Origin of the sequence: Superficieibacter sp. 1612_C1 (genome assembly GCF_015234305.1) — a bacterium.
Classification (GTDB): domain Bacteria; phylum Pseudomonadota; class Gammaproteobacteria; order Enterobacterales; family Enterobacteriaceae; genus Superficieibacter.
Genome location: NZ_JADGMI010000003.1, coordinates 317,058 through 343,973, shown reverse-complemented (window position 1 = coordinate 343,973; position 26,916 = coordinate 317,058). Strand labels below are relative to the sequence as shown.

Below are 26,916 nucleotides of genomic sequence, written 5' to 3'. Positions count from 1 at the left end.
AAAATGCTGGGGTTGCGGTTTTATTAAGCTTCATGCTTCCTCCGGGAGGTCTAATGAAAGGAACAATCGATGAGTCAGACTATGGCGAATCTGGTCGACATCAAGGGCGTGAGCTTTTCACGTAGCAACCGCCTGATTTTCGACAATATCTCGCTGTCGGTGCCTCGCGGGAAGATTACTGCGATCATGGGACCGTCAGGGATCGGCAAGACGACGCTGTTAAGGCTGATCGGCGGCCAGATCCCCCCTGATTCCGGGGAGATCCTCTTTGACGGCGAAAATGTGCCGGATATGTCACGTTCTCGTCTTTATACCGTGCGTAAGCGCATGAGTATGCTGTTTCAGTCTGGCGCACTGTTTACTGACATGAACGTATTCGATAATGTCGCCTATCCGCTGCGCGAACATACGCATTTGCCCGCATCCTTGCTGAAAAGCACGGTGATGATGAAGCTTGAGGCTGTGGGATTACGCGGAGCGGCTAAACTGATGCCATCAGAACTCTCGGGCGGTATGGCTCGCCGTGCGGCGCTGGCCCGTGCGATTGCGCTGGAGCCGGACCTGATCATGTTCGATGAGCCCTTTGTCGGCCAGGATCCTATTACCATGGGCGTACTGGTGGAGTTGATTTCTGAACTTAATAGCTCGCTTGGCATTACCTGCATCGTTGTCTCACACGATGTGCCGGAAGTGTTGAGCATTGCTGATGATGCCTGGATCGTGGCGGATAAAAAGATCGTTGCTCACGGTAGCCCGCAGGCGCTACAGGATAACGCTGACCCCAGAGTGCGACAATTTCTGGACGGTATCGCAGACGGCCCGGTGCCGTTCCGCTATCCCGCAGGCGACTATCACCACGATTTACTCGGCACAGGGAGTTAAGCTACTCATGCTGTTAAATGCACTGGCTGCGCTCGGACATCGCGGTATCAGGACGATATCCACCTTCGGGCGCGCCGGGTTAATGTTATTTAATGCTCTGGTTGGCAAGCCAGAGTTCCGCAAACATGCGCCGTTGTTGGTGCGCCAGCTTTATAACGTTGGCGTACTGTCGATGGTGATTATTCTGGTTTCTGGTGTCTTTATCGGTATGGTGCTGGGGCTTCAGGGGTATCTGGTGCTCACCACCTACGGCGCGGAAACCAGCCTTGGGATGCTGGTGGCGCTGTCGCTGCTACGCGAACTGGGGCCGGTGGTTGCTGCGCTGCTGTTTGCCGGTCGCGCAGGCTCCGCGCTGACGGCGGAAATTGGCCTGATGCGTGCTACCGAACAGCTCTCCAGCCTTGAGATGATGGCGGTCGATCCGCTGCGCCGGGTGATCTCGCCGCGCTTCTGGGCCGGGGTGATCTCGCTGCCGCTGCTGACCATTATTTTTGTCGCGGTGGGCATCTGGGGCGGATCGCTGGTCGGCGTAAGCTGGAAGGGCATTGACGCCGGGTTTTTCTGGTCAGCTATGCATGACGCCGTCGACCTGCGTCTCGATCTGATCAACTGCCTGATTAAAAGCGTCGTGTTCGCTATTACGGTTACATGGATTGCGTTATTTAACGGTTATGACGCCATCCCTACTTCCGCCGGGATAAGCCGGGCAACGACGCGTACTGTTGTTCATGCTTCGCTGGCCGTTCTTGGTCTGGATTTTGTGCTGACTGCACTGATGTTTGGGAATTGAGTTCATGCAAACGAAAAAGAGTGAAATCTGGGTTGGTATCTTTTTGCTGGTTGCGCTGCTGGCGGGGCTGTTTATTTGCCTGAAGGCGGCAAACGTCACCTCGCTGCGTACCGAACCCACTTATCGCGTATACGCTACCTTCGATAACATCGGTGGTCTGAAAGCCAGTTCGCCGGTACGTATCGGCGGCGTAGTGATTGGCCGCGTGGCGGACATCACCCTCGATCCAAAAACGTATCTGCCGCGCGTCGCGCTGGATATTGAAGATCGTTACAACGAGATCCCGGATACCAGCTCGCTGGCTATCCGCACTTCCGGCCTGTTGGGTGAGCAGTACCTGGCGCTGAACGTGGGTTTTGAAGACCCGGAGCTGGGAACGTCTATGCTTAAAGAAGGAAGCACGATTCAGGATACGAAGTCCGCGATGGTGCTGGAAGATCTGATCGGACAATTTCTTTACAACAGCAAAGGCAGTGACAATCAGAATACCACCGATGCACCGGCAGCAACTGACGGCCATACTGATGCCGCTGCCCCCGCAGGTACGACGAATTAATTTCAGGAGAAGCGAGACATGTTCAAACGTTTATTAATGGTCGCAATGCTGGTTATTGCGCCGCTTACGGCAGCCACCGCCGCCGATCAGTCGAATCCTTATAAATTGATGGGCCAGGCCGCGCAAAAAACTTTTGACCGCCTGAAAAATGAGCAGCCTAAAATCCGCTCGAACCCGGACTACCTGCGCGATGTCGTCGATCAGGAACTGCTGCCTTATGTGCAGGTAAAATATGCCGGTGCGCTGGTGCTGGGCCGCTACTACAAAGACGCGACGCCTGCGCAGCGCGAGGCCTATTTTGCCGCGTTCCGTGAGTATCTGAAGCAGGCTTACGGTCAGGCGCTGGCGATGTATCACGGCCAGTCTTATCAAATCGCGCCGGAACAGCCGCTGGGCGATGCGACGATCGTGCCAATCCGCGTGACCATTGTCGATCCGAACGGCCGTCCGCCGGTACGTCTGGATTTCCAGTGGCGTAAAAACTCCCAGACCGGAAACTGGCAGGCGTATGACATGATTGCTGAAGGCGTTAGCATGATCACCACCAAACAAAACGAGTGGAGCGATCTGCTGCGCACGAAAGGTATTGATGGTCTGACTGCCCAACTTCAGTCGATTTCTCGTCAGAAAATTACTCTGGATGAGAAGAAATAATGACGCAGGTACTCAGCTGGACACGGGACGGTGACAGGCTGGCGTTAGTGGGTGAACTGGATCAGGACGTGCTTAATCCGCTGTGGGATGCGCGCGAGGAGGCGATGCGCGGCGTTACGCGCATCGACCTGAGCCAGATTTCCCGCGTTGATACCGGTGGACTGGCGCTGCTCATCCACCTGGTTGCTCTGGCGAAACGGCAGGGCAACACTGTTTCACTCGACGGCGTTAACGAGAAGGTTTATACCCTGGCACAGCTTTATAATCTGCCGGATGATGTTCTGCCTCGTTAGCATTATCAGTCCGTTAAATCCGATAGCCTCGCCTGTTTTACCTGCGAGGCTTTTTGCTATTTAAGACAGCGCCACTTTGCTCTAAGATGTTGGGCTGTTTTACTACCAGATGATACTAGAGCCCATGGAAAATCATGAAATTCAGACCGTGCTGATGAACGCACTCTCTCTTACAGAAGTCCACGTTTCCGGCGATGGCAGCCACTTTCAGGTGATTGCCGTGGGTGAGCTTTTTGACGGCATGAGCCGGGTTAAGAAGCAACAAACGATTTACGCGCCGCTGATGGAATATATTGCGGATAACCGCATCCATGCGCTGTCGATCAAAGCGTATACGCCGCAAGAATGGGCGCGCGATCGCAAACTAAACGGTTTTTAAGCTGCGGGCGAAAGCCCGTAGTGACACAAATTGCTGACAGCGCTCCCTGCTGGCCGGTCACCGGGCTTACATCATCTTTGATATCCAGGCCGGGTAAGCGCAGCGCCAACCGGCAAAAAGCATAGCGGTGTTACCAGCCTTATCAACGAATTTAAAAGAGACACGATCAATGGATAAATTTCGAGTTCAGGGGCCTACCCGGCTTCAGGGCGAGGTCACCATTTCCGGTGCCAAAAATGCGGCTCTGCCGATCCTCTTCGCCGCACTGCTGGCAGAAGATCCGGTTGAGATCCAGAACGTACCGAAGCTGAAAGATGTCGATACCTCAATGAAGCTGCTCAGCCAGCTGGGGGCAAAAGTGGAGCGTAACGGCTCCGTGCATATTGATGCGGGTGACGTCAATGTTTTCTGTGCGCCTTACGATCTGGTGAAAACCATGCGTGCCTCCATCTGGGCGCTGGGTCCGCTGGTAGCACGTTTTGGTCAGGGCCAGGTGTCTTTGCCGGGTGGCTGCACCATCGGGGCTCGTCCGGTCGATTTGCACATTACCGGCCTGGAGCAACTGGGCGCGACCATCAAGCTGGAAGAGGGCTATGTGAAGGCTTCCGTTGAGGGTCGCCTGAAAGGCGCGCACATCGTTATGGACAAAGTGAGCGTCGGCGCGACCGTGACCATTATGTCGGCGGCTACGCTGGCAGAAGGCACGACGGTGATTGAAAACGCCGCGCGCGAGCCGGAAATTGTTGATACCGCCAACTTCCTTAACACCCTGGGCGCGAAAATTACCGGTCAGGGCACCGATCGTATCACCATTGAAGGGGTAGCACGCCTCGGTGGCGGCGTGTATCGCGTTCTGCCGGACCGTATCGAAACCGGGACCTTCCTGGTGGCGGCGGCGATTTCCGGCGGCAAAATCGTTTGTCGTGGCGCGCAACCAGCAACCCTTGATGCGGTGCTGGCGAAACTGCGTGAAGCGGGGGCGGATATCGAAACCGGCGAAGACTGGATTAGCCTGGATATGCACGGTCAGCGCCCGAAAGGGGTTAACGTGCGTACCGCGCCGCATCCGGGTTTCCCGACCGACATGCAGGCACAGTTTACGCTGCTGAACCTGGTGGCTGAAGGCACTGGCGTGATCACAGAAACGGTCTTCGAAAACCGCTTTATGCACATTCCGGAACTGATCCGTATGGGCGCGCGGGCGGAAATCGAGAGCAATACCGCCATTTGTCATGGCGTGGCGCAGCTTTCCGGTGCGCAGGTGATGGCGACCGATCTGCGTGCCTCCGCAAGCCTGGTACTGGCGGGGTGTATTGCTGAAGGCACAACGGTTGTCGATCGTATTTATCATATCGATCGTGGCTATGAGTGCATTGAAGACAAATTGCGCGCGCTGGGCGCGAAGATTGAACGAGTGAAGGGCGAGTAATTCGCGACATCCTGCGCAGCCCCTGCGGGGGCTGCGGCAAGATTACTTTTTGCGCCTTGGTCGACGCATCAGGGTGGTTCTGTCGATAAACGCGTGCGTAACGGGATCGTGATAGCGGGAAGGCCATACCACCCACGGCTCTGTGCCCAGCGCTTTAGCGATAAGCAGTTCTCCCTTCGGCCATGGCCTCGCCAGCGTATTGGCCAGCGTGGAAGAGCTCAGTCCGTTTTCACGCGATACCGCCGCCATTGATGTCCCTCTTTTGTGCAGTCCGGCGATGATGTCTGCCGGATGCCAGTCAATGAACTTCTCCATAATATCTCCCTGTGAATGTCGTCTAAGCATCAACACGATCAGCGACAGGGCTACTATAACTTCAGGTAAGGTAAAGTTCTAAAAAGTTCGAGTAAATAACTTTGAATTCAGAATATATTTAGATTTCAGGCAGGAATTGGGGGTTTTAAGACTTTACTGGAATTTTCCCGCGCTTTTGCGCGGGAGGGATTAATGGTCGCGTTGAACAGCCATGTGCGCGAGAGCAATCAGCGCTTCACGCCACGGATTATCAGGAATGACCTGGAGGGCCGTAATGGCTTTATCCGCTTCTTCTTCCGCACGCTGACGCGTCCACTCCAGCGATCCGCAGGCCGCCATCGTTTCCAGCACCGGCTCAAGCAGATGACGACCGTTACCCTGTTCAATGGCTGAACGGATCATCGCTGCCTGCTCAGCGTTACCATGTTGCATTGCATGTAGCAGTGGCAGCGTAGGTTTACCTTCGTTGAGATCGTCGCCAACATTTTTCCCCAGCGTCTCGCCATCGGCGCTGTAATCCAGCAGATCGTCAATCAACTGGAAGGCCGTGCCGAGATAGCGGCCATAATCCTGCAATGCACGCTCTTCTTCTGGCGTACAACCGGCCAGAATACCGGAGCATTGCGATGCTGCTTCAAACAGGCGAGCCGTTTTGCTGTAGATCACGCGCATATAATTTTCTTCGGTGATGTCCGGATCGTTGACGTTCATCAGTTGCAGGACTTCACCTTCGGCGATGACGTTAACCGCTTCGGACATGATATCCAGCACTTTCAGCGAGCCGAGGCGGGTCATCATCTGGAAGGCGCGGGTATAGATAAAATCGCCGACCAGCACGCTGGCAGCGTTACCGAACGCGGCGTTGGCTGTCGCTTTGCCACGGCGCATGTCGGATTCATCCACCACATCGTCATGAAGCAGGGTCGCGGTGTGGATAAACTCGATTAATGCCGCGACCGTGATGTGGGCATCGCCCTGATAGCCCACGGCGCGCGCGGCCAGGACAGCAATCATCGGACGGATACGTTTTCCGCCGCCGCTGACGATGTAATGTCCCAACTGGTTAATCAGCAGTACGTCTGAGGTGAGCTGCTCAAGAATGGTTGCATTGACACCCGCCATATCCTGCGCGGTTAACTCATTGATTTTATCTAAATTCATCGCAAAAGCCGGGCTTAATGTCCTGTTTACCACATGTCAAAATGGGATAACAAAGGTTTAATGATGGAATAGTAGTGTGGATTGTACTGTAAAAATGCGCCAGATAAACGTTGTCGTGATGGTTGTGTTTTTTTTCTGCATGGAGTGATGATCGTACTTGTCAAAGGCTCGCGTTTTGCGTAATATTCGCGCCCTATTGTGAATATTTATAGCGCACTCTGTATCACACAAAGAGGTGCGCGAAAGCGGAGTTTTTTATGTACGCGGTTTTCCAAAGTGGTGGTAAACAACACCGAGTAAGCGAAGGTCAAACCATTCGCCTGGAAAAGCTGGACATCGCAACTGGCGAAGCTGTTGAGTTCGCTGAAGTTCTGATGATCGCAAACGGTGAAGATGTCAAAATCGGCGTTCCTTTCGTTGATGGCGGCGTAATCAAAGCTGAAGTTGTTGCTCACGGTCGTGGCGAGAAAGTTAAAATCGTTAAGTTTCGTCGTCGTAAACACTATCGTAAGCAGCAGGGCCATCGTCAGTGGTTCACTGATGTGAAAATTACTGGCATCAGCGCCTAAGACCTGAGGAGAGATTTAAATGGCACATAAAAAGGCTGGCGGCTCGACTCGTAACGGTCGCGATTCAGAAGCTAAACGTCTGGGCGTAAAACGCTTTGGCGGCGAAGCAGTTCTGGCAGGTAGCATCATCGTTCGTCAACGTGGTACTAAATTCCACGCTGGCACCAACGTTGGTTGCGGCCGTGACCACACTCTGTTTGCTAAAGCAGACGGTAAAGTGAAATTTGAAGTTAAAGGCCCGAAAAACCGTAAGTACATCAGCATCGTTGCTGAGTAAGTTTCTCGTGGTCCGGTAACGGATTAAAGCCCCGCAACGTGTTGCGGGGCTTTTTACATTCGACGGCCGGTAAATATGCTCGTGAAGCCGCATCAGCGGAAAACGAGCCATTGCAGGGAAAACGGGCATGAAGCAACAGGCAGGCATTGGTATTGTTCTGGCGCTCACCACAGCCATGTGTTGGGGAGCGTTACCGATAGCAATGAAGCAGGTGCTGGAAGTGATGGAACCGCCCACCGTGGTGTTTTATCGCTTTTTGATGGCGGCGATTGGGCTGGGCATCATTCTGGCCTGTAAGGGACGATTGCCTTCTGTGCAGTTATTCCGTAAACCACGCTGGCTGCTACTGCTGATTATCGCGACCTGTGGGTTGGCGGGTAATTTCATCCTGTTCAGTTCTTCCCTGCAATATTTAAGTCCGACCGCCTCACAGGTGATCGGCCAGCTTTCTCCCGTCGGTATGATGGTCGCCAGCGTGGTGGTCCTGAAAGAGAAAATGCGTGGCACCCAGGTTTTTGGCGCAATTATGCTGCTAAGCGGGCTGGGCATGTTTTTTAATACCAGCCTGGTAGAAATCTTTACCCGTCTGACGGACTACACCTGGGGCGTCATTTTCGGCGTGGCGGCGGCCTCGGTATGGGTCACTTATGGCGTGGCACAGAAAGTGTTATTACGTCGCCTGGCATCACCGCAGATCCTGCTTTTATTGTACATTTTGTGTACAATGGTGCTATTGCCGTTGGCGAAGCCTGGGGTGATAACGCAATTAAGCCACTGGCAACTGCTGTGTCTGCTCTTTTGCGGGCTTAACACCCTGGTGGGCTATGGCGCGCTTGCAGAAGCCATGGCGCGCTGGCAGGCGGCACAGGTTAGCGCATTGATTACCCTGACGCCGTTATTTACCCTGTTATTTTCAGATTTATTATCACTGGCCTGGCCCGATTTCTTCGCCAGACCGATGTTAAACCTTTTAGGTTATCTCGGTGCGTTTGTCGTGGTTGCGGGCGCGATGTATTCCGCCATTGGTCATCGTCTGTGGGGGCGGTGGCGTAAGCGTGATTATCCCGCTCAGGCGAATGATTTACGGAGAGTAAAATGAAGTTTGTTGATGAAGCATCAATCCTGGTAGTTGCAGGTGACGGCGGCAATGGTTGCGTGAGCTTCCGCCGCGAAAAATATATTCCCAGAGGCGGCCCGGACGGCGGTGACGGCGGTGACGGCGGTGATGTCTGGCTGGAAGCGGACGAAAACCTTAACACGCTGATCGACTACCGTTTTGAAAAGTCTTTTCGCGCGGAGCGTGGCGAGAATGGTCAGAGCCGCGACTGTACCGGTAAACGGGGCAAAGACGTCTCGATTAAAGTGCCGGTAGGGACCCGTGTTATCGATCAGGGTACCGGCGAGACAATGGGCGATATGACCAAACATGGTCAGCGTCTGATGGTCGCCAAAGGCGGCTGGCACGGTCTCGGCAACACCCGTTTTAAATCCTCGGTCAACCGTACGCCACGTCAGAAAACCATGGGCACGCCGGGCGACAAGCGTGATTTACAGCTGGAATTGATGCTGCTGGCGGATGTCGGCATGCTGGGTATGCCGAACGCCGGTAAATCGACCTTTATTCGCGCGGTCTCCGCAGCGAAGCCGAAAGCCGCGGATTATCCGTTTACCACGCTGGTGCCAAGTCTCGGTGTGGTCCGTATGGACACGGAAAAGAGCTTTGTGGTTGCTGATATCCCAGGGCTTATCGAAGGCGCGGCGGAAGGTGCCGGTCTGGGTATTCGCTTCCTGAAGCACCTTGAGCGTTGCCGCGTGCTGTTACATCTCATCGATATCGATCCGATTGATGGTTCCGATCCGGTGGAGAACGCCCGCATCATTATCGGCGAGCTGGAAAAATACAGCGAAAGCCTGGCCTCTAAACCACGCTGGCTGGTGTTTAACAAAATTGACCTGCTGGATAAAGCGGAAGCCGAAGAGAAGGCGAAAGCGATCGCTGAGGCGCTGGGCTGGGAAGATAAATTCTATCTCATCTCCGCTGCCAGCCAGACCGGTGTGAAAGATCTCTGCTGGGATGTGATGACCTTCATCATCGAAAATCCGATTACGCAGGCGCAGGAAGAGAAGCAGCCGGAAAAAGTCGAGTTCATGTGGGACGACTACCACCGCCAGCAGCTTGAAGAAGCCGCCGTTGAGGACGATGACGAAGAGTGGGATGACGACTGGGACGAAGACGACGAAGAGGGCGTTGAGTTCATCTATAAGCGTTAAGACCGCTATCCCCGGTGGCGCTTCGCTTACCGGGGCTACAGTCTGACAACACCTTACCCATGCCTGATAAGCGCAGCGCCATCAGGCATGCTCCCACTTATCCGGCTTAGTTATTCTGGTAAATATCCTTATACAACCGGCTCTCAAACCGCACCAGCGGGATGCGACGATTGCGTTGATCTGAAGGCTCTACCGCATAGCCTGAAAGATACTGCACGAACGCCATACGCTGTCCGCTGGCCGTAGTAATAAAGCCCGCCAGGTTATACACCCCCTGCAACGATCCTGTCTTTGCCGAGACCTTACCATCGACGCCTGCCTGATGCAGACCGGCACGGTACTGAAGCGATCCGTCATAACCCGCCAGCGGAAGCATCGAAATATAATTCAGCTCGGTATCGTGCTGGGCGATGTATTGCAGCACCTGGATCATGGTGGCAGGAGCGAGCAGGTTATGACGCGACAGGCCAGATCCGTCGGCAATGATCGTGTTGCCAATATCGACGCCTACCTGCTGGCGCAGGATCTGCCGTACCGCATCGGATCCTGCACGCCATGTGCCCGGCACATTGAAGCGCGAATGACCAATCATGCGGAACACCGTATCCGCAATCATGTTGTCCGACTTTTTCAGCATAATCTTAAGCAGATCATGCAACGGTGCCGACTGTTTACTGGCAATCACCGTCCCTGGTTCATTGACCTGGGTCTGACGCAGCAAATTCCCGCTATAGGTGATCCCGGCCTGCTTCAGCTCGTCTCTGAGGATGGCACCGGCATAGCTTGCGCCGTCCTGAATCGCAAACGCCAGCGGTAGCGGCTCGGCACGCTGCGGCAGACAGCCGGTCAGCGTGAAGCGGTTTAATTCGCCTGGCACGACATCCAGCTCGCAATACTGGGCGTCAGCAGAGCCGCGCGCCAGAGTGCGTACCTGACTAAACATGGTCACCGGATAGAACGAGGCGACGCGAATAAATGCCATATCACCCGCTTTTTGGCCGCTATAAAGCGACACGGAGAAGCAGTTCCGATCAACGATAGCGGCGGCAGGCGGCGCGCTAAAGCACTGCGTCATATCGTTCCACGGCCAGCCTGGTGCTTTATCATGGCTGGCAAAAATTGAGGTGTCGATCAGGACATTGCCCTCAATTTTCTGCACGCCAGACTTTTTCAGAACGGCGACCATATTGCGCAGATCCTGACGCTTCAGGGTGGGATCTGCGCCGAAACGCGCGATCAGGTCACCTTTCAATACGCCGTTATCTACGTTACCCTTGCTCTCAAGCGTGGTGGTAAAACGAAAGTCTGGCCCCAGCTGTATCAGGGCTGCCAGAGCCGTAATCACCTTCTGGGTACTGGCTGGCAGCGCCATCTGTTGCCCGTGATAGTCGATCTCTGGCGTCGAGGCTCCGACTTTTTGTACCATAAGCGCCAGGTTAGCACCTGCCGGGAGCTGGTTTACATACTCCTCGACATTCGCCGCCTGAACGCAGAACGCTATACTGGTAGTCAATCCGATGATAAATCTGGAAAATCGCATAATCTCGCGCTAACAACCTGGAAACAAGCCGTCATACTACGGTGCAACACCCTGCAAAGTAAACGATGACCCATAGTGAACTTCAGGGTAAAATGACTATCAAATTGAAAATTGCTGCTGACCTGGGACTTTGCTTCCGGGTCAGTTTTCTTTTGCTTCTGTTCTGGTGCTTTATGGCCGGACAAGTGGGGGCGGCGGTTTGCGGTCTCCTGAAGGAACGATGAAGAGGTATAATAATGCAAGCTATTCCGATGACCTTACGAGGTGCAGAAAAACTGCGTGAAGAACTGGATTTTCTGAAATCTGTTCGCCGTCCTGAGATTATCGCGGCGATTGCCGACGCGCGTGAACACGGCGATTTGAAAGAGAACGCAGAATATCACGCCGCGCGCGAGCAGCAGGGCTTTTGCGAAGGCCGCATCAAAGATATCGAAGCTAAGCTGTCTAATGCGCAGATTATCGATATTACTAAAATTCCTAACAATGGCCGCGTGATCTTTGGGGCCACAGTGACGGTTCTGAACCTCGATAGCGATGAAGAACTGACTTACCGTATTGTGGGCGATGACGAAGCCGATTTTAAGCAAAATCTGATTTCTGTGAATTCGCCAATTGCCCGTGGTCTGGTGGGTAAAGAGCAGGATGATGTTGTGGTCATCCGCACGCCGGGTGGCGAAGTGGAATTCGAAATTCTCAAAGTAGAATATCTTTAAACGCGGCATAGCGTCTGGATGTTGACGTATTGTAAAGATAAGAAAAAGGCCGCATAGCGGCCTTTTATCAACGTGAAGAGCATGGCATTTTGCTCGTCTACCCGTTAAATCCCTCGTTTTACACAGAAATCGTGTCTAAATCAGGATACTATTAACGAGGCAGCGAGATTTTACGCTCTGCGGTCGGGCGATAGAGTACCAGCGTTTTACCGATGACCTGTACATTACAGGCACGGGTTTCGCGCACGATAGCGTCCACGATCAGGTTTTTCGTTTCGCGATCTTCCGATGCGATCTTCACCTTAATCAGTTCGTGGTGCTCTAACGCTTGTTCAATCTCGGCCAGTACCCCTTCGGTCAAACCATTGTTGCCAAGCTGAACGACGGGCTTGAGCGGATGCGCCAGACCTTTGAGGTGCTGTTTTTGTTTAGTACTAAGATTCATCGTATATTTTTACTTACGTTGGGATTGAAAACGGGTCATTCTACCGCCATCTCCCATATATCGCCAAATTGCAGCGTAGAAATTTACGCTTCAGGCTACGATGAGCTCTCCCAACGGGAATGTTAAATGACAGGTAAAAAGCGTTCTGCCAGTTCGAGTCGCTGGCTTCATGAACACTTTAGCGATAAATATGTTCAACAGGCACAGAAAAAGGGGTTACGTTCCCGTGCCTGGTTTAAACTTGATGAAATACAGCAAAGTGACAAACTTTTTAAGCCGGGAATGACGGTAGTCGATCTCGGTGCTGCCCCAGGTGGCTGGTCACAGTATGTGGTCACCCAGATTGGTGGCAAGGGCCGCATCATCGCGTGCGATCTTTTACCTATGGATCCTATCGTTGGTGTGGACTTCCTTCAGGGCGATTTTCGTGATGAACTCGTGGTGAAGGCGTTACTGGAACGTGTCGGTGACGAAAAGGTTCAGGTAGTCATGTCCGATATGGCACCAAACATGAGCGGGACACCTGCTGTAGATATTCCGCGCTCAATGTATCTGGTGGAACTGGCGTTACAGATGTGTCGTGACGTCTTAGCGCCGGGCGGTGGTTTTGTAGTGAAGGTATTTCAGGGCGAAGGTTTCGATGAGTATCTTCGGGAAATTCGTTCTCTGTTTACGAAAGTAAAAGTTCGTAAGCCGGACTCTTCGCGGGCACGTTCACGTGAAGTGTACATTGTAGCGACCGGGCGAAAGTGATAGCTGGTTGATTTCAGGCGAAAGTTTGAAAGACGCTGGATATAGAGTATCCTGACGCTGTTTTTAACACAGTTGTAATAAGAGGTTAATCCCTTGAGTGACATGGCGAAAAACCTAATTCTCTGGCTGGTCATTGCCGTTGTGCTGATGTCAGTATTCCAGAGCTTTGGGCCCAGCGAGTCTAACGGACATAAGGTGGATTACTCTACCTTCCTGCAAGAGGTCAACCAGGACCAGGTTCGCGAAGCTCGTATAAACGGACGTGAAATCAACGTTACCAAGAAAGATAGTAACCGTTATACGACCTACATTCCGGTTAACGATCCTAAACTGCTTGATAACCTGCTGACCAAAAACGTGAAAGTGGTTGGTGAACCGCCTGAAGAGCCGAGCCTGCTGGCTTCTATCTTCATCTCCTGGTTCCCGATGCTTCTGCTGATTGGGGTCTGGATCTTCTTCATGCGTCAGATGCAGGGCGGCGGTGGCAAAGGTGCCATGTCGTTCGGTAAGAGCAAAGCGCGCATGCTGACGGAAGATCAGATCAAAACCACTTTTGCTGACGTCGCAGGTTGTGATGAAGCGAAAGAAGAGGTGGCTGAGCTGGTTGAATACCTGCGCGAGCCGAGCCGCTTTCAGAAACTGGGCGGTAAAATCCCGAAAGGCGTCCTGATGGTCGGCCCTCCGGGTACCGGTAAAACCCTGCTGGCGAAAGCTATCGCGGGTGAAGCGAAGGTGCCGTTCTTTACCATTTCCGGTTCTGACTTCGTGGAAATGTTCGTCGGTGTTGGTGCATCTCGTGTGCGTGACATGTTCGAACAGGCCAAGAAAGCGGCACCGTGCATTATCTTCATCGATGAAATCGATGCCGTGGGTCGCCAGCGTGGTGCGGGCCTGGGTGGCGGTCACGATGAACGTGAACAGACGCTGAACCAGATGCTGGTTGAGATGGATGGTTTCGAAGGTAACGAAGGTATCATCGTTATCGCCGCGACTAACCGTCCGGACGTACTGGACCCTGCGCTGCTGCGTCCGGGTCGTTTCGACCGTCAGGTTGTAGTGGGTCTGCCGGATGTCCGTGGTCGTGAGCAGATCCTGAAAGTGCATATGCGTCGCGTGCCGCTGTCCCCGGACATCGATGCGGCAATCATTGCGCGCGGTACGCCGGGCTTCTCCGGTGCGGATCTGGCAAACCTGGTGAACGAAGCGGCACTGTTTGCTGCTCGCGGCAACAAGCGCGTCGTTTCCATGGTTGAGTTCGAAAAAGCGAAAGACAAAATCATGATGGGTGCGGAACGTCGCTCCATGGTGATGACGGAAGCGCAGAAAGAATCCACCGCGTATCACGAAGCGGGCCATGCGATTATCGGTCGCCTGGTGCCGGAACACGATCCGGTGCACAAAGTGACGATTATCCCGCGCGGCCGTGCGCTGGGCGTGACCTTCTTCCTGCCGGAAGGCGACGCGATTAGCGCCAGCCGTCAGAAGCTGGAAAGTCAGATCTCAACGTTGTACGGCGGTCGTCTGGCGGAAGAGATTATTTACGGCGTTGAACATGTTTCTACCGGTGCGTCGAACGATATTAAAGTCGCGACTAACCTGGCACGTAACATGGTTACCCAGTGGGGCTTCTCTGAGAAGCTGGGTCCGTTGTTATACGCAGAAGAAGAAGGTGAAGTCTTCCTTGGCCGTAGCGTTGCGAAAGCGAAGCATATGTCTGATGAAACCGCGCGTATTATCGATCAGGAAGTAAAACTGCTGATTGAACGTAATTACGACCGCGCTCGCCGGCTTCTGAATGACAACATGGACATCCTGCATTCGATGAAAGATGCGCTCATGAAATATGAGACCATCGATGCACCGCAGATTGACGACCTGATGGCGCGCCGCGATGTGCGTCCGCCAGCAGGCTGGGAAGATGCCGGTAGCTCCAGTAATTCTGATAACAATGGTACGCCTCGTGCGCCGCGTCCGGTGGATGAACCTCGCACACCGAACCCGGGTAACACCATGTAAGAATACCTGGGAGACAAATACGTCGCCCACTGTAGTACTCTAAAGCCCCGGAGCATCGCTCCGGGGCTTTTTCTTTTCAGCAAGCAGACAAACAATAACAGGAGTTTTCATGAAACTCGTTGCGCAAGGCTCGACGCTCGATCTGGCCTGGCCTCATGTGATGGGCATTCTTAACGTTACGCCTGACTCTTTCTCTGATGGCGGCACGCATAATTCGCTGATTGACGCGGTCAAACATGCCAATCTGATGATTAACGCCGGGGCCACGATCATTGATGTTGGCGGAGAGTCAACGCGACCCGGTGCGGCGGACGTGAGCGTCGAGGAAGAACTCACCCGGGTGATCCCGGTCGTGGAGGCGCTCGCGCAGCGTTTCGAAGTGTGGATTTCGGTAGATACCTCTAAACCGGAAGTGATCCGCGAAGCGGCGAGAGTGGGCGCTCACATCATTAACGACATCCGCTCCCTGAGCGAACCGGGGGCGCTGGAAGCGGCGGCGGAAACCGGTCTGCCGGTTTGTCTGATGCATATGCAGGGCCAACCAAAAACCATGCAGAATGCGCCGCATTACGAGGATGTTTTCGCTGAGGTCAATCGCTACTTTGTTGAGCATATCGCCCGCTGTGAAGCCGCCGGGATCGCAAAAGAGAAATTGTTGCTCGACCCGGGCTTCGGTTTCGGTAAAAATCTCACACACAATTACACTCTTCTTGCACGTTTATCTGAACTGCATCATTTTGGTCTGCCGCTGTTAGTCGGTATGTCGCGTAAATCGATGGTAGGCCAGCTCCTTAATGCTGGCCCTTCTGAGCGACTGAGCGGTAGTCTGGCCTGTGCAGTCATTGCTGCAATGCAAGGGGCACAAATTATCCGCGTACATGATGTAAAAGAGACCGTTGACGCGATGCGTGTAGTGGAAGCGACATTATCAGCTAAGGAAAACAGACGTTATGAGTGAACGTAAATATTTTGGTACCGATGGGATCCGTGGTCGTGTAGGCGACGCGCCAATCACGCCTGATTTTGTGCTTAAGCTGGGCTGGGCCGCGGGCAAAGTGCTGGCGCGCCACGGTTCGCGTAAAATCATCATCGGTAAAGATACCCGTATTTCTGGCTATATGCTGGAGTCGGCGCTGGAAGCGGGGCTTGCCGCCGCAGGACTTTCCGCCTCGTTCACCGGACCTATGCCAACGCCTGCTGTCGCCTACCTGACGCGCACCTTCCGTGCTGAAGCTGGTATCGTTATCTCTGCGTCCCATAACCCTTATTACGATAACGGGATCAAATTTTTCTCCATCGACGGCACCAAACTGCCGGATGAAGTCGAAGAAGCTATCGAAGCAGAAATGGAGAAAGAGATCACCTGTGTGGACTCGGCTGAACTGGGTAAAGCCAGCCGCATCGTGGATGCTGCCGGGCGCTATATCGAGTTTTGCAAAGGGACTTTCCCGAACGAACTGAGCCTCAATGAATTAAAAATTGTCGTCGACTGTGCCAACGGCGCAACCTATCACATTGCGCCGAACGTTTTCCGCGAGCTGGGCGCAAAAGTGATCGCCATGGGGTGTGAGCCGGATGGCGTGAACATCAATGAAAAAGTGGGTGCCACCGATGTTCGCTCGTTGCAGGCACGCGTGCTGGCCGAAAAGGCGCATCTCGGTATCGCCTTTGATGGCGACGGCGACCGCGTCATTATGGTTGACCATGAAGGTAATCGCGTTGATGGCGACCAGATTATGTACATCATCGCCCGTGAAGCGCTGCGTCAGGGCCAGCTTCGCGGCGGTGCCGTCGGGACACTGATGAGTAACATGGGCCTGGAACTGGCGCTTAAGCAGCTTGGCATTCCTTTCACCCGCGCGAAAGTGGGCGACCGCTATGTGCTGGAGAAAATGCAGGAAAAAGGCTGGCGTATTGGCGCGGAAAACTCCGGCCACGTTATTCTGCTGGATAAAACCACCACCGGCGACGGCATCGTGGCCGGGCTACAGGTCGTGGCGGCGATGGTCCGTAATCATATGAGCCTGCACGATTTGTGTAGCGGCATGAAAATGTTCCCGCAAATTCTGGTTAACGTCCGTTTTACCGCTGGTGCCAGCGATCCGCTTGAGCATGAGACGGTGAAGGCAGCGCTGGCTGAGGTCGAGGCGACGCTGGGCAATCGTGGACGCGTACTGCTGCGTAAATCGGGCACTGAACCTCTTATCCGCGTGATGGTGGAAGGGGAGAACGAAGCGCAGGTTACCGAGTTTGCCAATCGTATTGCGGATGCGGTTAAAGCGGTCTGACAGGTGTTAAGTACCTGAGAAGGCGGTGGTTGCCGCCTTTTTAGGCAAAGCAAAGCCACTTTTGCTGTTTTTTTCCGCATTCGATACAATGCGTTGAAATTGCCCTTGCGAAGGTCATTCGCTTTGGTTAGTATTCACACCCGCTTCAGTGGGAAAGCGTAACGCCTCCCGCGATATTGGTCGAAGCAATTGGTATGCGGCAACTCCGCAAGGAACAGGTTAATTATGTACGAAGCTCTTTTGGTAGTTTTCCTTATTGTGGCAATCGGCCTTGTGGGTCTGGTTATGCTACAGCAGGGTAAAGGCGCTGATATGGGAGCCTCCTTTGGAGCAGGCGCTTCTGGTACGCTGTTTGGTTCAGGTGGTTCTGGTAACTTCATGACCCGCATGACGGCTGTCCTGGCAACGTTGTTCTTCATCATTAGTCTGGTGCTTGGCAATATCAACAGCAACAAGGCCAATAAAGGAAGCGAGTGGGAAAACCTGAATGCGCCGGCGAAAACCGAGCAAACTCAGCCAGCTGCTCCGGCTCAGCCGACCAGCGATATCCCGCAGTAAGTATTTCAGTACCGAGGTGGTGGAATTGGTAGACACGCTACCTTGAGGTGGTAGTGCCCTAACGGGCTTGTGGGTTCGAGTCCCATCCTCGGTACCAAATTCCGAAAGAAAGACGCTGAAAAGCGTCTTTTTTTTCGTCTGAATCTGGAAAGATTGTGGCTGTTAGATAAGGCATGCAGACAGCCATAAAAAAAGCCGCTTTCGCGGCTTTTTCATTTTATCCGGGAGTTTACTTCCCTTTATTTTCCAGATTCTCCACCTGAGGTACGCCGCTGGTAGACGATGCGGAGAGCAACCCTGACTGGGCATAACCGAACAGCTTCTCACGAGTATCGGTGATGTCCAGGTTACGCATGGTCAACTGGCCAATACGGTCATCAGGTGAGAAGACGGAATCGCCTTTTTCCATGGTCAGACGCTCTGCTTTATAGGTCAGATTGTCCGAAACCGTGTTCAGAATGGAGTAGTCGTTACCGCGACGCAGTTCCAGGGTTACTTCACCAGTGATCTGGCTGGCAACCCAGCGTTGCAGGGCATCACGCAGCATCAGCGCCTGCGAGTCGAACCAGCGGCCCTGATACAGCAGACGACCCAACTGGCGACCATGCGCGTGGTACTGCTCGATGGTATCTTCGTTATGAATACCGGTCAGCAGACGCTCATAGGCGATATGCAGCAGCGCCATCCCCGGGGCTTCATAGATCCCACGGCTTTTTGCTTCAATGATACGGTTTTCAATCTGATCGCTCATGCCCAGACCGTGACGACCGCCGATGCGATTCGCTTCCATCATCAGTTCAACATCGTCAGTAAAGGTTTTGCCGTTCAGTGCCACCGGGTGACCATGTTCGAAACGTACCGTCACTTCTTCCGCCGGAATTTTGACGTTCTCATCCCAGAACTTCACGCCCATGATGGGGTTAACGATTTTCACGCTGGAGTTAAGGAATTCGAGGTCTTTCGCTTCGTGCGTCGCACCCAGCATATTGGAGTCAGTGGAATAGGCTTTTTCGACCGACATTTTATAGTCAAAGCCGCAGGCAATCATAAATTCAGACATCTCCTGACGTCCGCCCAGCTCATCAATGAAGTCGGTATCCAGCCACGGCTTATAGATTTTCAGCTCAGCGTTGGTCAGCAGGCCATAACGGTAAAAACGTTCGATGTCGTTACCTTTATAGGTGCTGCCGTCGCCCCAGATATTCACGCCATCCTCTTTCATTGCTGCAACCAGCATCGTACCGGTGACAGCCCGGCCCAGCGGGGTGGTATTGAAATAGGTCAGGCCGCCAGTCGTGTTATGAAATGCACCACACTGAATGGCGGCGATACCTTCGGCAACCAGCTGTTTACGGCAGTCGATCAGGCGAGCGTTTTCTGCACCATATTCTTTCGCGCGGCGAGGAATTGCATCATAATCCTCTTCGTCCGGCTGACCCAGGTTCGCCGTATAGGCATAAGGGACCGCCCCTTTTTGTCGCATCCACAGCAGTGCTGCGCTGGTGTCCAGACCGCCAGAAAAAGCGATACCAATACGTTGACCTGCCGGAAGATGTTTGAGAATCGTCGTCATAAAATAAACCCTGCCTGGTAGACTATGGAGAAATCATCTCTGATGCTGAATGCATGTTTATGCAAAATAAATGAGTTTTCATTTAAACACCTTTTGCCGCATATCGAAAGTGATTCATGAAGATTTCACTAAAAAATCCTGCACAAACATCTTTACTCTATGCATAGTCTGCGCGTTTTTATGCCAGGTAAAAAGCACGGGCAACGGACAGCGGGCGCGCCTTGACACAAACCGCTATTTTTCCCTATAATACAGACCGATTTTACGTCCCGTCTTCGGTACCAAATCCCAGCATTATTTGCATTTTCTACTCAAAACGCGTAGAATTTGCCACGTTTCAGGCGCGGGGTGGAGCAGCCTGGTAGCTCGTCGGGCTCATAACCCGAAGGTCGTCGGTTCAAATCCGGCCCCCGCAACCACTTTCCCTTAGAGTTCTTTTTCAAATAGTCTGTGAAGACGTTGGCCTTCGTAGCTGAATTTGAAAAAAATTCTTTCGGAAGGTTCTCCAGGCCGCAGTTGCGGCTATAGGGTTCAGTTATCTAAAGCCCCGATTTATCGGGGTTTTTTGTTATCTGACTACAGAATAACTGGGCTTTACGCCCTTTTTTTATGTCTTGGGGGTGGGCTTGTCCACATTAGAGCAAAAATTAACAGAGATGATTACAGCACCGGTTGAAGCATTGGGCTTTGAGCTGGTCGGCATCGAATTTATTCGCGGTCGCACATCGACACTGCGCATCTATATTGATAGTGAAGATGGCATCAATGTTGATGATTGTGCTGATGTGAGCCATCAAGTGAGCGCCGTAATGGACGTTGAAGATCCCATTACCGTGGCCTACAACCTGGAAGTCTCCTCACCTGGCCTCGATCGTCCTATGTTCACCGCTGAACACTATACGCGTTTCCTGGGTGACGAGGTGGCGCTGGTCCTGCGAATGGCGGTACAGAACCGTCGTAAGTGGCAGGGCATTATCAAAGCGGTAGACGGTGAGATGATCACGGTTACGGTTGACGGCAAAGATGAAGTGTTCGCGCTGAGTAACATCCAGAAGGCGAACCTGGTTCCCCACTTTTAACAGTCTGGATTGAGGTGAAAGGCCCCGATGAATAAAGAAATTTTGGCTGTTGTTGAAGCCGTTTCCAACGAAAAATCGCTGCCACGCGAGAAAATTTTCGAAGCGCTGGAGAGTGCACTGGCAACGGCAACAAAGAAAAAATATGAACAAGAGATCGATGTTCGTGTAGAAATCGATCGTAAAAGCGGTGATTTTGACACCTTCCGTCGTTGGGTTATCGTTGAAGAAGTGACCCAGCCGACCAAAGAAATCACCCTGGAAGCGGCGCGTTTTGAAGACGAAAGCCTGAACGTGGGGGAATACGTTGAAGATCAGATCGAATCTGTCACCTTTGACCGTATTACGACCCAGACCGCTAAACAGGTTATCGTGCAAAAAGTACGTGAAGCTGAACGCGCGATGGTTGTCGATCAGTTCCGCGAACACGAAGGTGAAATCATCACTGGCGTGGTGAAGAAAGTAAACCGCGACAACATCTCTTTAGATCTTGGTAGTAATGCTGAAGCCGTGATCATGCGTGAAGACATGCTGCCGCGTGAAAACTTCCGCCCCGGCGACCGTATTCGTGGCGTACTGTATTCCGTACGTCCGGAAGCGCGCGGCGCGCAGCTGTTTGTGACACGTTCTAAGCCGGAAATGCTGATTGAGCTCTTCCGCATCGAAGTGCCAGAAATTGGCGAAGAAGTTATCGAGATCAAAGCAGCGGCTCGCGATCCGGGTTCACGTGCGAAAATCGCGGTGAAAACCAATGATAAGCGTATCGACCCGGTCGGTGCCTGCGTAGGTATGCGCGGTGCCCGTGTTCAGGCGGTATCTACCGAGCTGGGCGGTGAGCGTATTGATATCGTCCTGTGGGATGATAATCCGGCGCAGTTCGTTATTAATGCCATGGCTCCGGCAGACGTGGCTTCTATCGTTGTGGATGAAGATAAACACACGATGGATATCGCGGTTGAAGCGGGTAATTTGGCGCAGGCGATTGGCCGTAACGGTCAGAACGTGCGTCTGGCCTCGCAGCTCAGCGGTTGGGAACTCAACGTGATGACCGTTGATGACCTCCAGGCGAAGCATCAGGCTGAAACCTATGCCGCGATTGAAACCTTTACCAGACACCTCGACATTGACGAAGAGTTTGCCACCGTTCTGGTTGAAGAAGGTTTCTCAACGCTGGAAGAACTGGCCTACGTGCCAATGAAAGAACTGCTGGAAATTGACGGCCTTGATGAATCGACCGTTGAAGCACTGCGTGAGCGTGCTAAAACCGCACTGGCCACTCTGGCACAGGCTCAGGAAGACAGCCTTGGTGATAACAAACCGGCTGACGACTTGCTGAATCTGGAAGGACTGGATCGCGCAATGGCCTTCAAACTGGCTGCCCGTGGTGTTTGTACGCTGGAAGATCTCGCCGATCAGGGCATTGATGATCTGGCTGATATCGAAGGTCTGTCCGACGAGAAAGCCGGTGAGCTGATTATGGCTGCCCGTAATATTTGCTGGTTCGGTGACGAAGCGTAATAAACTGTAGCAGGAAGGAACAGCATGACAGATGTAACTTTAAAAGCGCTGGCCGCAGATAAACAGATTTCCGTGGATCGCCTGGTACAGCAATTCGCTGATGCAGGCATCCGCAAATCTGTTGACGATTCTGTGTCCGCACAAGAAAGACAAACCTTACAGGCCCACCTGAACCGTGATCAGGGTGCAGGCCCGGACAAGTTGACATTACAGCGTAAAACGCGCAGTACTTTAAACATTCCCGGTACCGGTGGGAAAAGCAAATCGGTACAAATCGAAGTCCGCAAGAAGCGCACCTTTGTGAAACGTGACCCGCAAGAGGCAGAACGTCTCGCGGCGGAAGAGCAGGCGCAGCGTGAAGCGGAAGAGCAAGCCCGTCGTGAGGCTGAAGAAGCAGCCAAACGCGAGGCGCAATTGAAAGCTGAGCGCGAGGCCGCAGAACAAGCTAAGCGTGAAGCCGCTGACAAAGCGAAACGTGAAGCTGCGGAAAAAGACAAAGTGAGCAATCAACAAGACGATATGACTAAAACTGCCCAGGCTGAGAAAGCCCGCCGTGAGAACGAAGCTGCGGAACTGAAGCGTAAAGCTGAAGAAGAAGCGCGTCGTAAGCTGGAAGAGGAAGCGCGTCGCGTAGCTGAAGAAGCTCGTCGTATGGCTGAAGAAAACGAGAAAAACGGTGTTCAGGTAACTGAAGTTCCTGAGGACTCCAGCGACTATCACGTCACTACGTCTCAGCATGCTCGTCAGGCTGAAGATGACAATGACCGTGAAGTTGAAGGTGGCCGTAGCCGCACGCGTACGGCGAAAGCCGCGCGCCCGGCTAAAAAAGGCAACAAGCATGCCGAATCTAAAGCCGATCGTGAAGAAGCGCGTGCAGCGGTTCGTGGTGGTAAAGGCGGCAAGCGTAAAGGGTCTTCTTTACAGCAGGGCTTCCAGAAACCGGCTCAGGCTGTTAACCGTGACGTTGTGATTGGTGAAACCATCACCGTTGGCGATCTGGCAAACAAAATGGCGGTCAAAGGCTCTCAGGTCATCAAAGCGATGATGAAACTGGGTGCAATGGCAACCATTAACCAGGTCATCGACCAGGAGACCGCACAGCTGGTTGCCGAAGAGATGGGCCACAAAGTTATCCTGCGTCGTGAAAACGAGCTGGAAGAAGCAGTAATGAGCGACCGTGACACTGGCGCTGCGGCTGAACCGCGCGCACCGGTTGTGACCATCATGGGTCACGTTGACCACGGTAAAACCTCTCTGCTGGACTACATTCGTTCAACGAAAGTGGCTTCTGGCGAAGCGGGCGGCATTACCCAGCATATCGGTGCTTATCACGTTGAAACTGAAAACGGGATGATCACCTTCCTGGATACCCCGGGCCACGCCGCGTTTACCTCCATGCGTGCTCGTGGTGCGCAGGCGACGGATATCGTCGTTCTGGTGGTTGCAGCAGACGACGGCGTGATGCCGCAGACCATTGAAGCTATCCAGCATGCGAAAGCAGCGCAGGTGCCGCTGGTGGTTGCGGTGAACAAAATCGATAAGCCCGAAGCCGATATGGATCGCGTTAAGAACGAACTGTCTCAGTACGGCGTTATGCCGGAAGAGTGGGGCGGCGAAGCGCAGTTCATCCCTGTTTCTGCGAAAGCGGGTACCGGTATTGATGACCTGCTGAACGCTATCCTGCTTCAGGCTGAAGTTCTGGAACTGAAAGCCATTCGCAATGGTATGGCGAGCGGCGCGGTCATCGAATCCTTCCTGGATAAAGGACGTGGTCCGGTTGCGACCGTTCTGGTTCGCGAAGGCACCCTGAACAAGGGCGATATCGTGCTGTGTGGCTTCGAGTACGGTCGCGTTCGTGCGATGCGTAACGAGCTGGGTCAGGAAGTGCTGGAAGCGGGTCCGTCCATTCCGGTGGAAATCCTCGGTCTGTCCGGTGTTCCGGCAGCGGGTGATGAAGTAACGGTCGTTCGTGACGAGAAGAAAGCGCGTGAAGTGGCGCTGTATCGTCAGGGCAAATTCCGTGAAGTTAAACTGGCTCGTCAGCAGAAATCGAAACTGGAGAACATGTTCGCCAACATGACCGAAGGCGAAGTTCACGAAGTGAACATCGTGCTGAAGGCTGACGTACAGGGTTCTGTGGAAGCGATCTCCGACTCCTTACTGAAACTGTCCACCGACGAAGTGAAAGTAAGAATCATCGGTTCCGGCGTAGGTGGTATCACCGAAACCGACGCGACCCTGGCTGCGGCATCCAACGCCATCCTGGTTGGCTTCAACGTTCGTGCCGATGCTTCTGCACGTAAAGTGATTGAATCTGAAAGCCTGGATCTGCGTTACTACTCCGTCATCTATAATCTGATCGACGAAGTGAAAGCGGCAATGAGCGGTATGCTGTCTCCGGAACTGAAACAGCAGATCATCGGTCTGGCTGAAGTGCGCGATGTGTTCAAATCACCGAAATTCGGTGCAATCGCGGGCTGTATGGTTACCGAAGGTACTATCAAACGTCACAACCCGATCCGCGTTCTGCGCGACAACGTGGTTATCTATGAAGGCGAGCTGGAATCCCTGCGCCGCTTCAAAGATGACGTTAACGAAGTCCGTAACGGTATGGAATGTGGTATCGGCGTTAAGAACTACAACGACGTTCGCGTTGGCGATATGATCGAAGTGTTCGAGATTATCGAGATCCAACGTACCATCGCATAATCTTCGTTATGCCCGGTGGCACTGCGTTTACCGGGCCTACGATACTTAGAAGATTGTTTTGCGTAGGCCGGGTAAGCGAAGCGCCACCCGGCCATAATTTCAAAAGGGGCTGATAGCCCCTTTTTTGTCTGGAGAATTTATTATGGCGAAAGAATTCGGTCGCCCGCAGCGCGTATCTCAGGAGATGCAAAAAGAAATTGCCATCATCCTGCAACGCGAAATCAAAGACCCGCGTTTGGGCATGATGACCACCGTATCCGGCGTCGAAATGTCCCGTGACCTGGCCTATGCCAAAGTGTTTGTGACTTTCCTGAACGACAAAGATGAAGCCGCGATTAAAGCGGGCATCAAAGCGTTGCAGGAGGCCTCTGGTTTCATCCGTTCTCTGCTGGGTAAAGCGATGCGCCTGCGTATCGTGCCGGAACTGACCTTCTTCTACGATAACTCGCTGGTTGAAGGGATGCGCATGTCCAACCTGGTGACCAGCGTGGTGAAACATGACGATGAGCGTCGTGTGAACCCGGACGACAGCAAGGAGGACTAATGAGTCGTCCTCGTCGTCGTGGTCGTGATATCCACGGTGTACTGCTGCTCGATAAACCGCAGGGCATGTCCAGTAACGATGTGCTGCAAAAGGTAAAGCGGATTTATAACGCCAACCGGGCCGGGCATACCGGCGCGCTCGATCCGCTGGCCACTGGTATGCTGCCGATTTGCCTCGGCGAAGCGACCAAGTTTTCTCAGTACCTGCTCGACTCCGACAAGCGCTATCGCGTCATTGCTCGCCTGGGTCAGCGCACCGACACCTCTGACGCTGACGGTCAGATCGTGCAGGAGCGCCCGGTTACGTTTAGTGCGTCAGAGCTTGAAGCCGCGCTGGACACCTTTCGGGGTGATATCCAGCAGGTGCCGTCGATGTATTCGGCGCTGAAATATCAGGGGCGGAAACTGTACGAATATGCGCGTGAAGGTATTGAAGTTCCGCGTGAAGCGCGCCCAATCACGGTTTATGAGCTACAGTTCATTCGCCATGAAGGTAATGAGCTTGAACTGGAAGTTCACTGCTCAAAAGGGACGTACATCCGCACTATCATTGACGATCTCGGTGAAAAGCTGGGCTGCGGCGCGCACGTTATCTTCCTGCGTCGACTGGCGGTCAGCAAGTATCCGGTAGAACGGATGGTGACGCTCGAACACCTGCGTGAACTGGTCGAGCAGGCTGAACAGCAAGCCATCCCGGCGGCCGATCTGCTGGATCCGCTGTTGATGCCGATGGATAGTCCGGCTTCGGACTTTCCTTTGGTCAATATTCCTGCCGTTGTCGCAGGCTATTTTAAGCAGGGGCAACCCGTGCGCGCTTCTGGCGCACCGCTAAATGGTCTCGTACGCGTGACGGAAGGTGATGACGCCCGGTTTATCGGGATGGGCGAAATTGATGATGAAGGTCGCGTTGCGCCTCGTCGTCTGGTTGTAGAGTATCCGGCATAATGCCGCTCCGTCTTGCGATAACAAGGCGCTGCGAGTAGAATATTGCCGCTTAATGTCCGGTAAATTGTTTAACAAGATAGCGGGCATTGACTATGGGGTTGCTGAATTAGAGATTGGCACCCTTTCATTCTTTTTAAATCTGGAGTTCTATAATGTCTCTAAGCGTTGAAGCTAAAGCACAAATCGTTTCTGAGTTTGGTCGTGGTACTAACGACAGCGGTTCTACCGAAGTTCAGGTTGCCCTGCTGACTGCACAGATTAACCACCTGCAAGGTCACTTTGCAGAACACAAAAAAGATCACCACAGCCGTCGTGGTCTGCTGCGTATGGTTTCTCAGCGTCGTAAACTGCTCGACTACCTGAAACGTAAAGATGTTGCACGCTATACCGCGCTGATCGAGCGTCTGGGCCTGCGTCGCTAAGTCTTGCGAGTTTCAGAAAAGGGGCCTTCAGGGCCCCTTTTTTCAACCGGACCGCAGCAATTCGCTGGAAACTAATGTATTGTTGCTATGAATGATCTTCCGTCGCAGAGGTTCGCGCGGCTAATGAGAGGCTTTACCCGAAGAGCGGGTTAGGGTTGTCATTAGTCGCGAGGATGCGCAGAAGATCGGATGTTAACGACAGCATACCGTGGGTGTGCTGCCACTTATTAAGAAAGGATAT

The 26,916-nt window shown here is 53.2% G+C and carries 28 protein-coding genes and 2 tRNA genes; 25 read left to right on the top strand and 5 right to left on the bottom strand.

Annotated elements, in window-relative coordinates; translation table 11 throughout:
- The first annotated feature begins 69 nt into the window (after positions 1-69).
- The 7 genes from mlaF (at position 70) to murA (ending at position 4,983) form a co-directional block, all read left to right on the top strand.
- Complete coding sequence (gene mlaF / locus INT84_RS12810) at positions 70-882, top strand: phospholipid ABC transporter ATP-binding protein MlaF (protein WP_194207097.1); 813 nt, start codon at positions 70-72, stop codon at positions 880-882.
- Positions 883-889: 7 nt separating this feature from the next.
- Complete coding sequence (gene mlaE, locus INT84_RS12805) at positions 890-1,672, top strand: lipid asymmetry maintenance ABC transporter permease subunit MlaE (RefSeq protein ID WP_194207096.1); 783 nt, start codon at positions 890-892, stop codon at positions 1,670-1,672.
- Between the two features lie 4 nt (positions 1,673-1,676).
- Positions 1,677-2,228 carry an outer membrane lipid asymmetry maintenance protein MlaD gene (gene mlaD / locus INT84_RS12800; RefSeq protein ID WP_176918060.1) on the top strand — a complete coding sequence of 184 codons (552 nt, stop codon included), beginning with the start codon at positions 1,677-1,679 and terminating at the stop codon, positions 2,226-2,228.
- Between the two features lie 18 nt (positions 2,229-2,246).
- On the top strand, positions 2,247-2,882 hold the full coding sequence (gene mlaC, locus INT84_RS12795) for a phospholipid-binding protein MlaC (protein WP_176918059.1): 636 nt from the start codon (positions 2,247-2,249) through the stop codon (positions 2,880-2,882).
- Positions 2,882-3,175 (top strand): lipid asymmetry maintenance protein MlaB, encoded by a 294-nt coding sequence (gene mlaB / locus INT84_RS12790; protein WP_194207095.1) that lies wholly within the window; start codon positions 2,882-2,884, stop codon positions 3,173-3,175. Before mlaC ends, mlaB begins: the two co-directional genes overlap by 1 nt.
- Positions 3,176-3,299: 124 nt before the next feature.
- Positions 3,300-3,554 carry a BolA family iron metabolism protein IbaG gene (gene ibaG, locus INT84_RS12785; protein WP_103676726.1) on the top strand — a complete coding sequence of 85 codons (255 nt, stop codon included), beginning with the start codon at positions 3,300-3,302 and terminating at the stop codon, positions 3,552-3,554.
- 169 nt (positions 3,555-3,723) lie between these two features.
- Positions 3,724-4,983 carry a UDP-N-acetylglucosamine 1-carboxyvinyltransferase gene (gene murA, locus INT84_RS12780; RefSeq protein ID WP_194207094.1) on the top strand — a complete coding sequence of 420 codons (1,260 nt, stop codon included), beginning with the start codon at positions 3,724-3,726 and terminating at the stop codon, positions 4,981-4,983.
- Positions 4,984-5,025: 42 nt separating this feature from the next.
- On the opposite strand, the gene sfsB is transcribed toward murA, so the two are convergent.
- Both sfsB and ispB read right to left on the bottom strand, forming a co-directional pair.
- Positions 5,026-5,301 (bottom strand): DNA-binding transcriptional regulator SfsB, encoded by a 276-nt coding sequence (sfsB, locus tag INT84_RS12775; protein ID WP_176918086.1) that lies wholly within the window; start codon positions 5,299-5,301, stop codon positions 5,026-5,028.
- A 186-nt stretch (positions 5,302-5,487) separates the two neighbouring features.
- A complete protein-coding gene (gene ispB, locus INT84_RS12770; protein ID WP_194207093.1) occupies positions 5,488-6,459 on the bottom strand; it encodes an octaprenyl diphosphate synthase in 972 nt (323 codons plus the stop codon).
- Positions 6,460-6,716: 257 nt separating this feature from the next.
- Here ispB and rplU point away from each other — a divergent pair, with 257 nt between their 5' ends.
- The 4 genes from rplU (at position 6,717) to cgtA (ending at position 9,576) form a co-directional block, all read left to right on the top strand.
- Complete coding sequence (rplU, locus tag INT84_RS12765; protein WP_176918055.1) at positions 6,717-7,028, top strand: 50S ribosomal protein L21; 312 nt, start codon at positions 6,717-6,719, stop codon at positions 7,026-7,028.
- Between the two features lie 19 nt (positions 7,029-7,047).
- Positions 7,048-7,305, top strand: coding sequence for a 50S ribosomal protein L27 (gene rpmA / locus INT84_RS12760; RefSeq protein ID WP_000940593.1), 258 nt, complete (start codon positions 7,048-7,050; stop codon positions 7,303-7,305).
- A gap of 127 nt (positions 7,306-7,432) precedes the next feature.
- Positions 7,433-8,404 carry a DMT family transporter gene (locus tag INT84_RS12755; RefSeq protein WP_194207092.1) on the top strand — a complete coding sequence of 324 codons (972 nt, stop codon included), beginning with the start codon at positions 7,433-7,435 and terminating at the stop codon, positions 8,402-8,404.
- Positions 8,401-9,576: an Obg family GTPase CgtA gene (gene cgtA, locus INT84_RS12750; RefSeq protein ID WP_194207091.1), complete on the top strand. Its 1,176-nt coding sequence runs from the start codon at positions 8,401-8,403 to the stop codon at positions 9,574-9,576. The genes INT84_RS12755 and cgtA overlap by 4 nt, the downstream gene beginning before the upstream one ends.
- A 106-nt stretch (positions 9,577-9,682) precedes the next feature.
- Here cgtA and dacB read toward each other — a convergent pair whose 3' ends face one another.
- Complete coding sequence (gene dacB, locus INT84_RS12745; protein WP_194207090.1) at positions 9,683-11,116, bottom strand: serine-type D-Ala-D-Ala carboxypeptidase; 1,434 nt, start codon at positions 11,114-11,116, stop codon at positions 9,683-9,685.
- A gap of 236 nt (positions 11,117-11,352) precedes the next feature.
- On the opposite strand from dacB, the gene greA reads away from it, so the two are divergent.
- Positions 11,353-11,829: a transcription elongation factor GreA gene (gene greA, locus INT84_RS12740; protein WP_194207089.1), complete on the top strand. Its 477-nt coding sequence runs from the start codon at positions 11,353-11,355 to the stop codon at positions 11,827-11,829.
- 151 nt (positions 11,830-11,980) lie between these two features.
- Here the strand turns inward: greA and yhbY are convergent, their stop codons facing one another.
- The gene (yhbY, locus tag INT84_RS12735) at positions 11,981-12,274 is read right to left on the bottom strand and encodes a ribosome assembly RNA-binding protein YhbY (protein ID WP_103676718.1); all 294 of its coding nucleotides are present in this window, start codon (positions 12,272-12,274) and stop codon (positions 11,981-11,983) included.
- Between the two features lie 126 nt (positions 12,275-12,400).
- Here yhbY and rlmE point away from each other — a divergent pair, with 126 nt between their 5' ends.
- The 6 genes from rlmE (at position 12,401) to INT84_RS12705 (ending at position 17,986) form a co-directional block, all read left to right on the top strand.
- Positions 12,401-13,027: a 23S rRNA (uridine(2552)-2'-O)-methyltransferase RlmE gene (gene rlmE, locus INT84_RS12730; RefSeq protein ID WP_176918049.1), complete on the top strand. Its 627-nt coding sequence runs from the start codon at positions 12,401-12,403 to the stop codon at positions 13,025-13,027.
- Between the two features lie 102 nt (positions 13,028-13,129).
- Positions 13,130-15,043, top strand: a complete 1,914-nt coding sequence (gene ftsH, locus INT84_RS12725; RefSeq protein ID WP_194207088.1) for an ATP-dependent zinc metalloprotease FtsH — start codon at positions 13,130-13,132, stop codon at positions 15,041-15,043.
- A 109-nt stretch (positions 15,044-15,152) separates the two neighbouring features.
- On the top strand, positions 15,153-16,001 hold the full coding sequence (gene folP, locus INT84_RS12720) for a dihydropteroate synthase (RefSeq protein ID WP_176918047.1): 849 nt from the start codon (positions 15,153-15,155) through the stop codon (positions 15,999-16,001).
- The gene (gene glmM, locus INT84_RS12715) at positions 15,994-17,331 is read left to right on the top strand and encodes a phosphoglucosamine mutase (RefSeq protein WP_194207087.1); all 1,338 of its coding nucleotides are present in this window, start codon (positions 15,994-15,996) and stop codon (positions 17,329-17,331) included. The genes folP and glmM overlap by 8 nt, the downstream gene beginning before the upstream one ends.
- Positions 17,332-17,556: 225 nt before the next feature.
- Positions 17,557-17,889, top strand: coding sequence for a preprotein translocase subunit SecG (gene secG, locus INT84_RS12710; protein ID WP_049838900.1), 333 nt, complete (start codon positions 17,557-17,559; stop codon positions 17,887-17,889).
- A 10-nt stretch (positions 17,890-17,899) separates the two neighbouring features.
- Positions 17,900-17,986: transfer RNA gene (locus INT84_RS12705), tRNA-Leu, on the top strand.
- 132 nt (positions 17,987-18,118) lie between these two features.
- Here INT84_RS12705 and argG read toward each other — a convergent pair.
- Positions 18,119-19,462: an argininosuccinate synthase gene (gene argG, locus INT84_RS12700; protein ID WP_194207086.1), complete on the bottom strand. Its 1,344-nt coding sequence runs from the start codon at positions 19,460-19,462 to the stop codon at positions 18,119-18,121.
- Positions 19,463-19,804: 342 nt separating this feature from the next.
- Here argG and INT84_RS12695 point away from each other — a divergent pair.
- The 7 genes from INT84_RS12695 (at position 19,805) to rpsO (ending at position 26,675) form a co-directional block, all read left to right on the top strand.
- Positions 19,805-19,881, top strand: a tRNA-Met gene (locus INT84_RS12695).
- Positions 19,882-20,088: 207 nt separating this feature from the next.
- On the top strand, positions 20,089-20,541 hold the full coding sequence (gene rimP / locus INT84_RS12690; protein ID WP_194207085.1) for a ribosome maturation factor RimP: 453 nt from the start codon (positions 20,089-20,091) through the stop codon (positions 20,539-20,541).
- A 27-nt stretch (positions 20,542-20,568) separates the two neighbouring features.
- Positions 20,569-22,056 carry a transcription termination factor NusA gene (gene nusA, locus INT84_RS12685; RefSeq protein ID WP_176920757.1) on the top strand — a complete coding sequence of 496 codons (1,488 nt, stop codon included), beginning with the start codon at positions 20,569-20,571 and terminating at the stop codon, positions 22,054-22,056.
- A 24-nt stretch (positions 22,057-22,080) separates the two neighbouring features.
- Positions 22,081-24,765 (top strand): translation initiation factor IF-2, encoded by a 2,685-nt coding sequence (gene infB, locus INT84_RS12680; protein WP_194207084.1) that lies wholly within the window; start codon positions 22,081-22,083, stop codon positions 24,763-24,765.
- A gap of 142 nt (positions 24,766-24,907) precedes the next feature.
- Positions 24,908-25,309, top strand: coding sequence for a 30S ribosome-binding factor RbfA (gene rbfA, locus INT84_RS12675; protein ID WP_176920759.1), 402 nt, complete (start codon positions 24,908-24,910; stop codon positions 25,307-25,309).
- A complete protein-coding gene (truB, locus tag INT84_RS12670; protein ID WP_194207083.1) occupies positions 25,309-26,253 on the top strand; it encodes a tRNA pseudouridine(55) synthase TruB in 945 nt (314 codons plus the stop codon). The genes rbfA and truB overlap by 1 nt, the downstream gene beginning before the upstream one ends.
- A 152-nt stretch (positions 26,254-26,405) precedes the next feature.
- Entirely contained in the window at positions 26,406-26,675 is a 270-nt protein-coding gene (gene rpsO / locus INT84_RS12665; RefSeq protein WP_176920761.1) for a 30S ribosomal protein S15, read from the top strand.
- Positions 26,676-26,916: the final 241 nt, after the last annotated feature.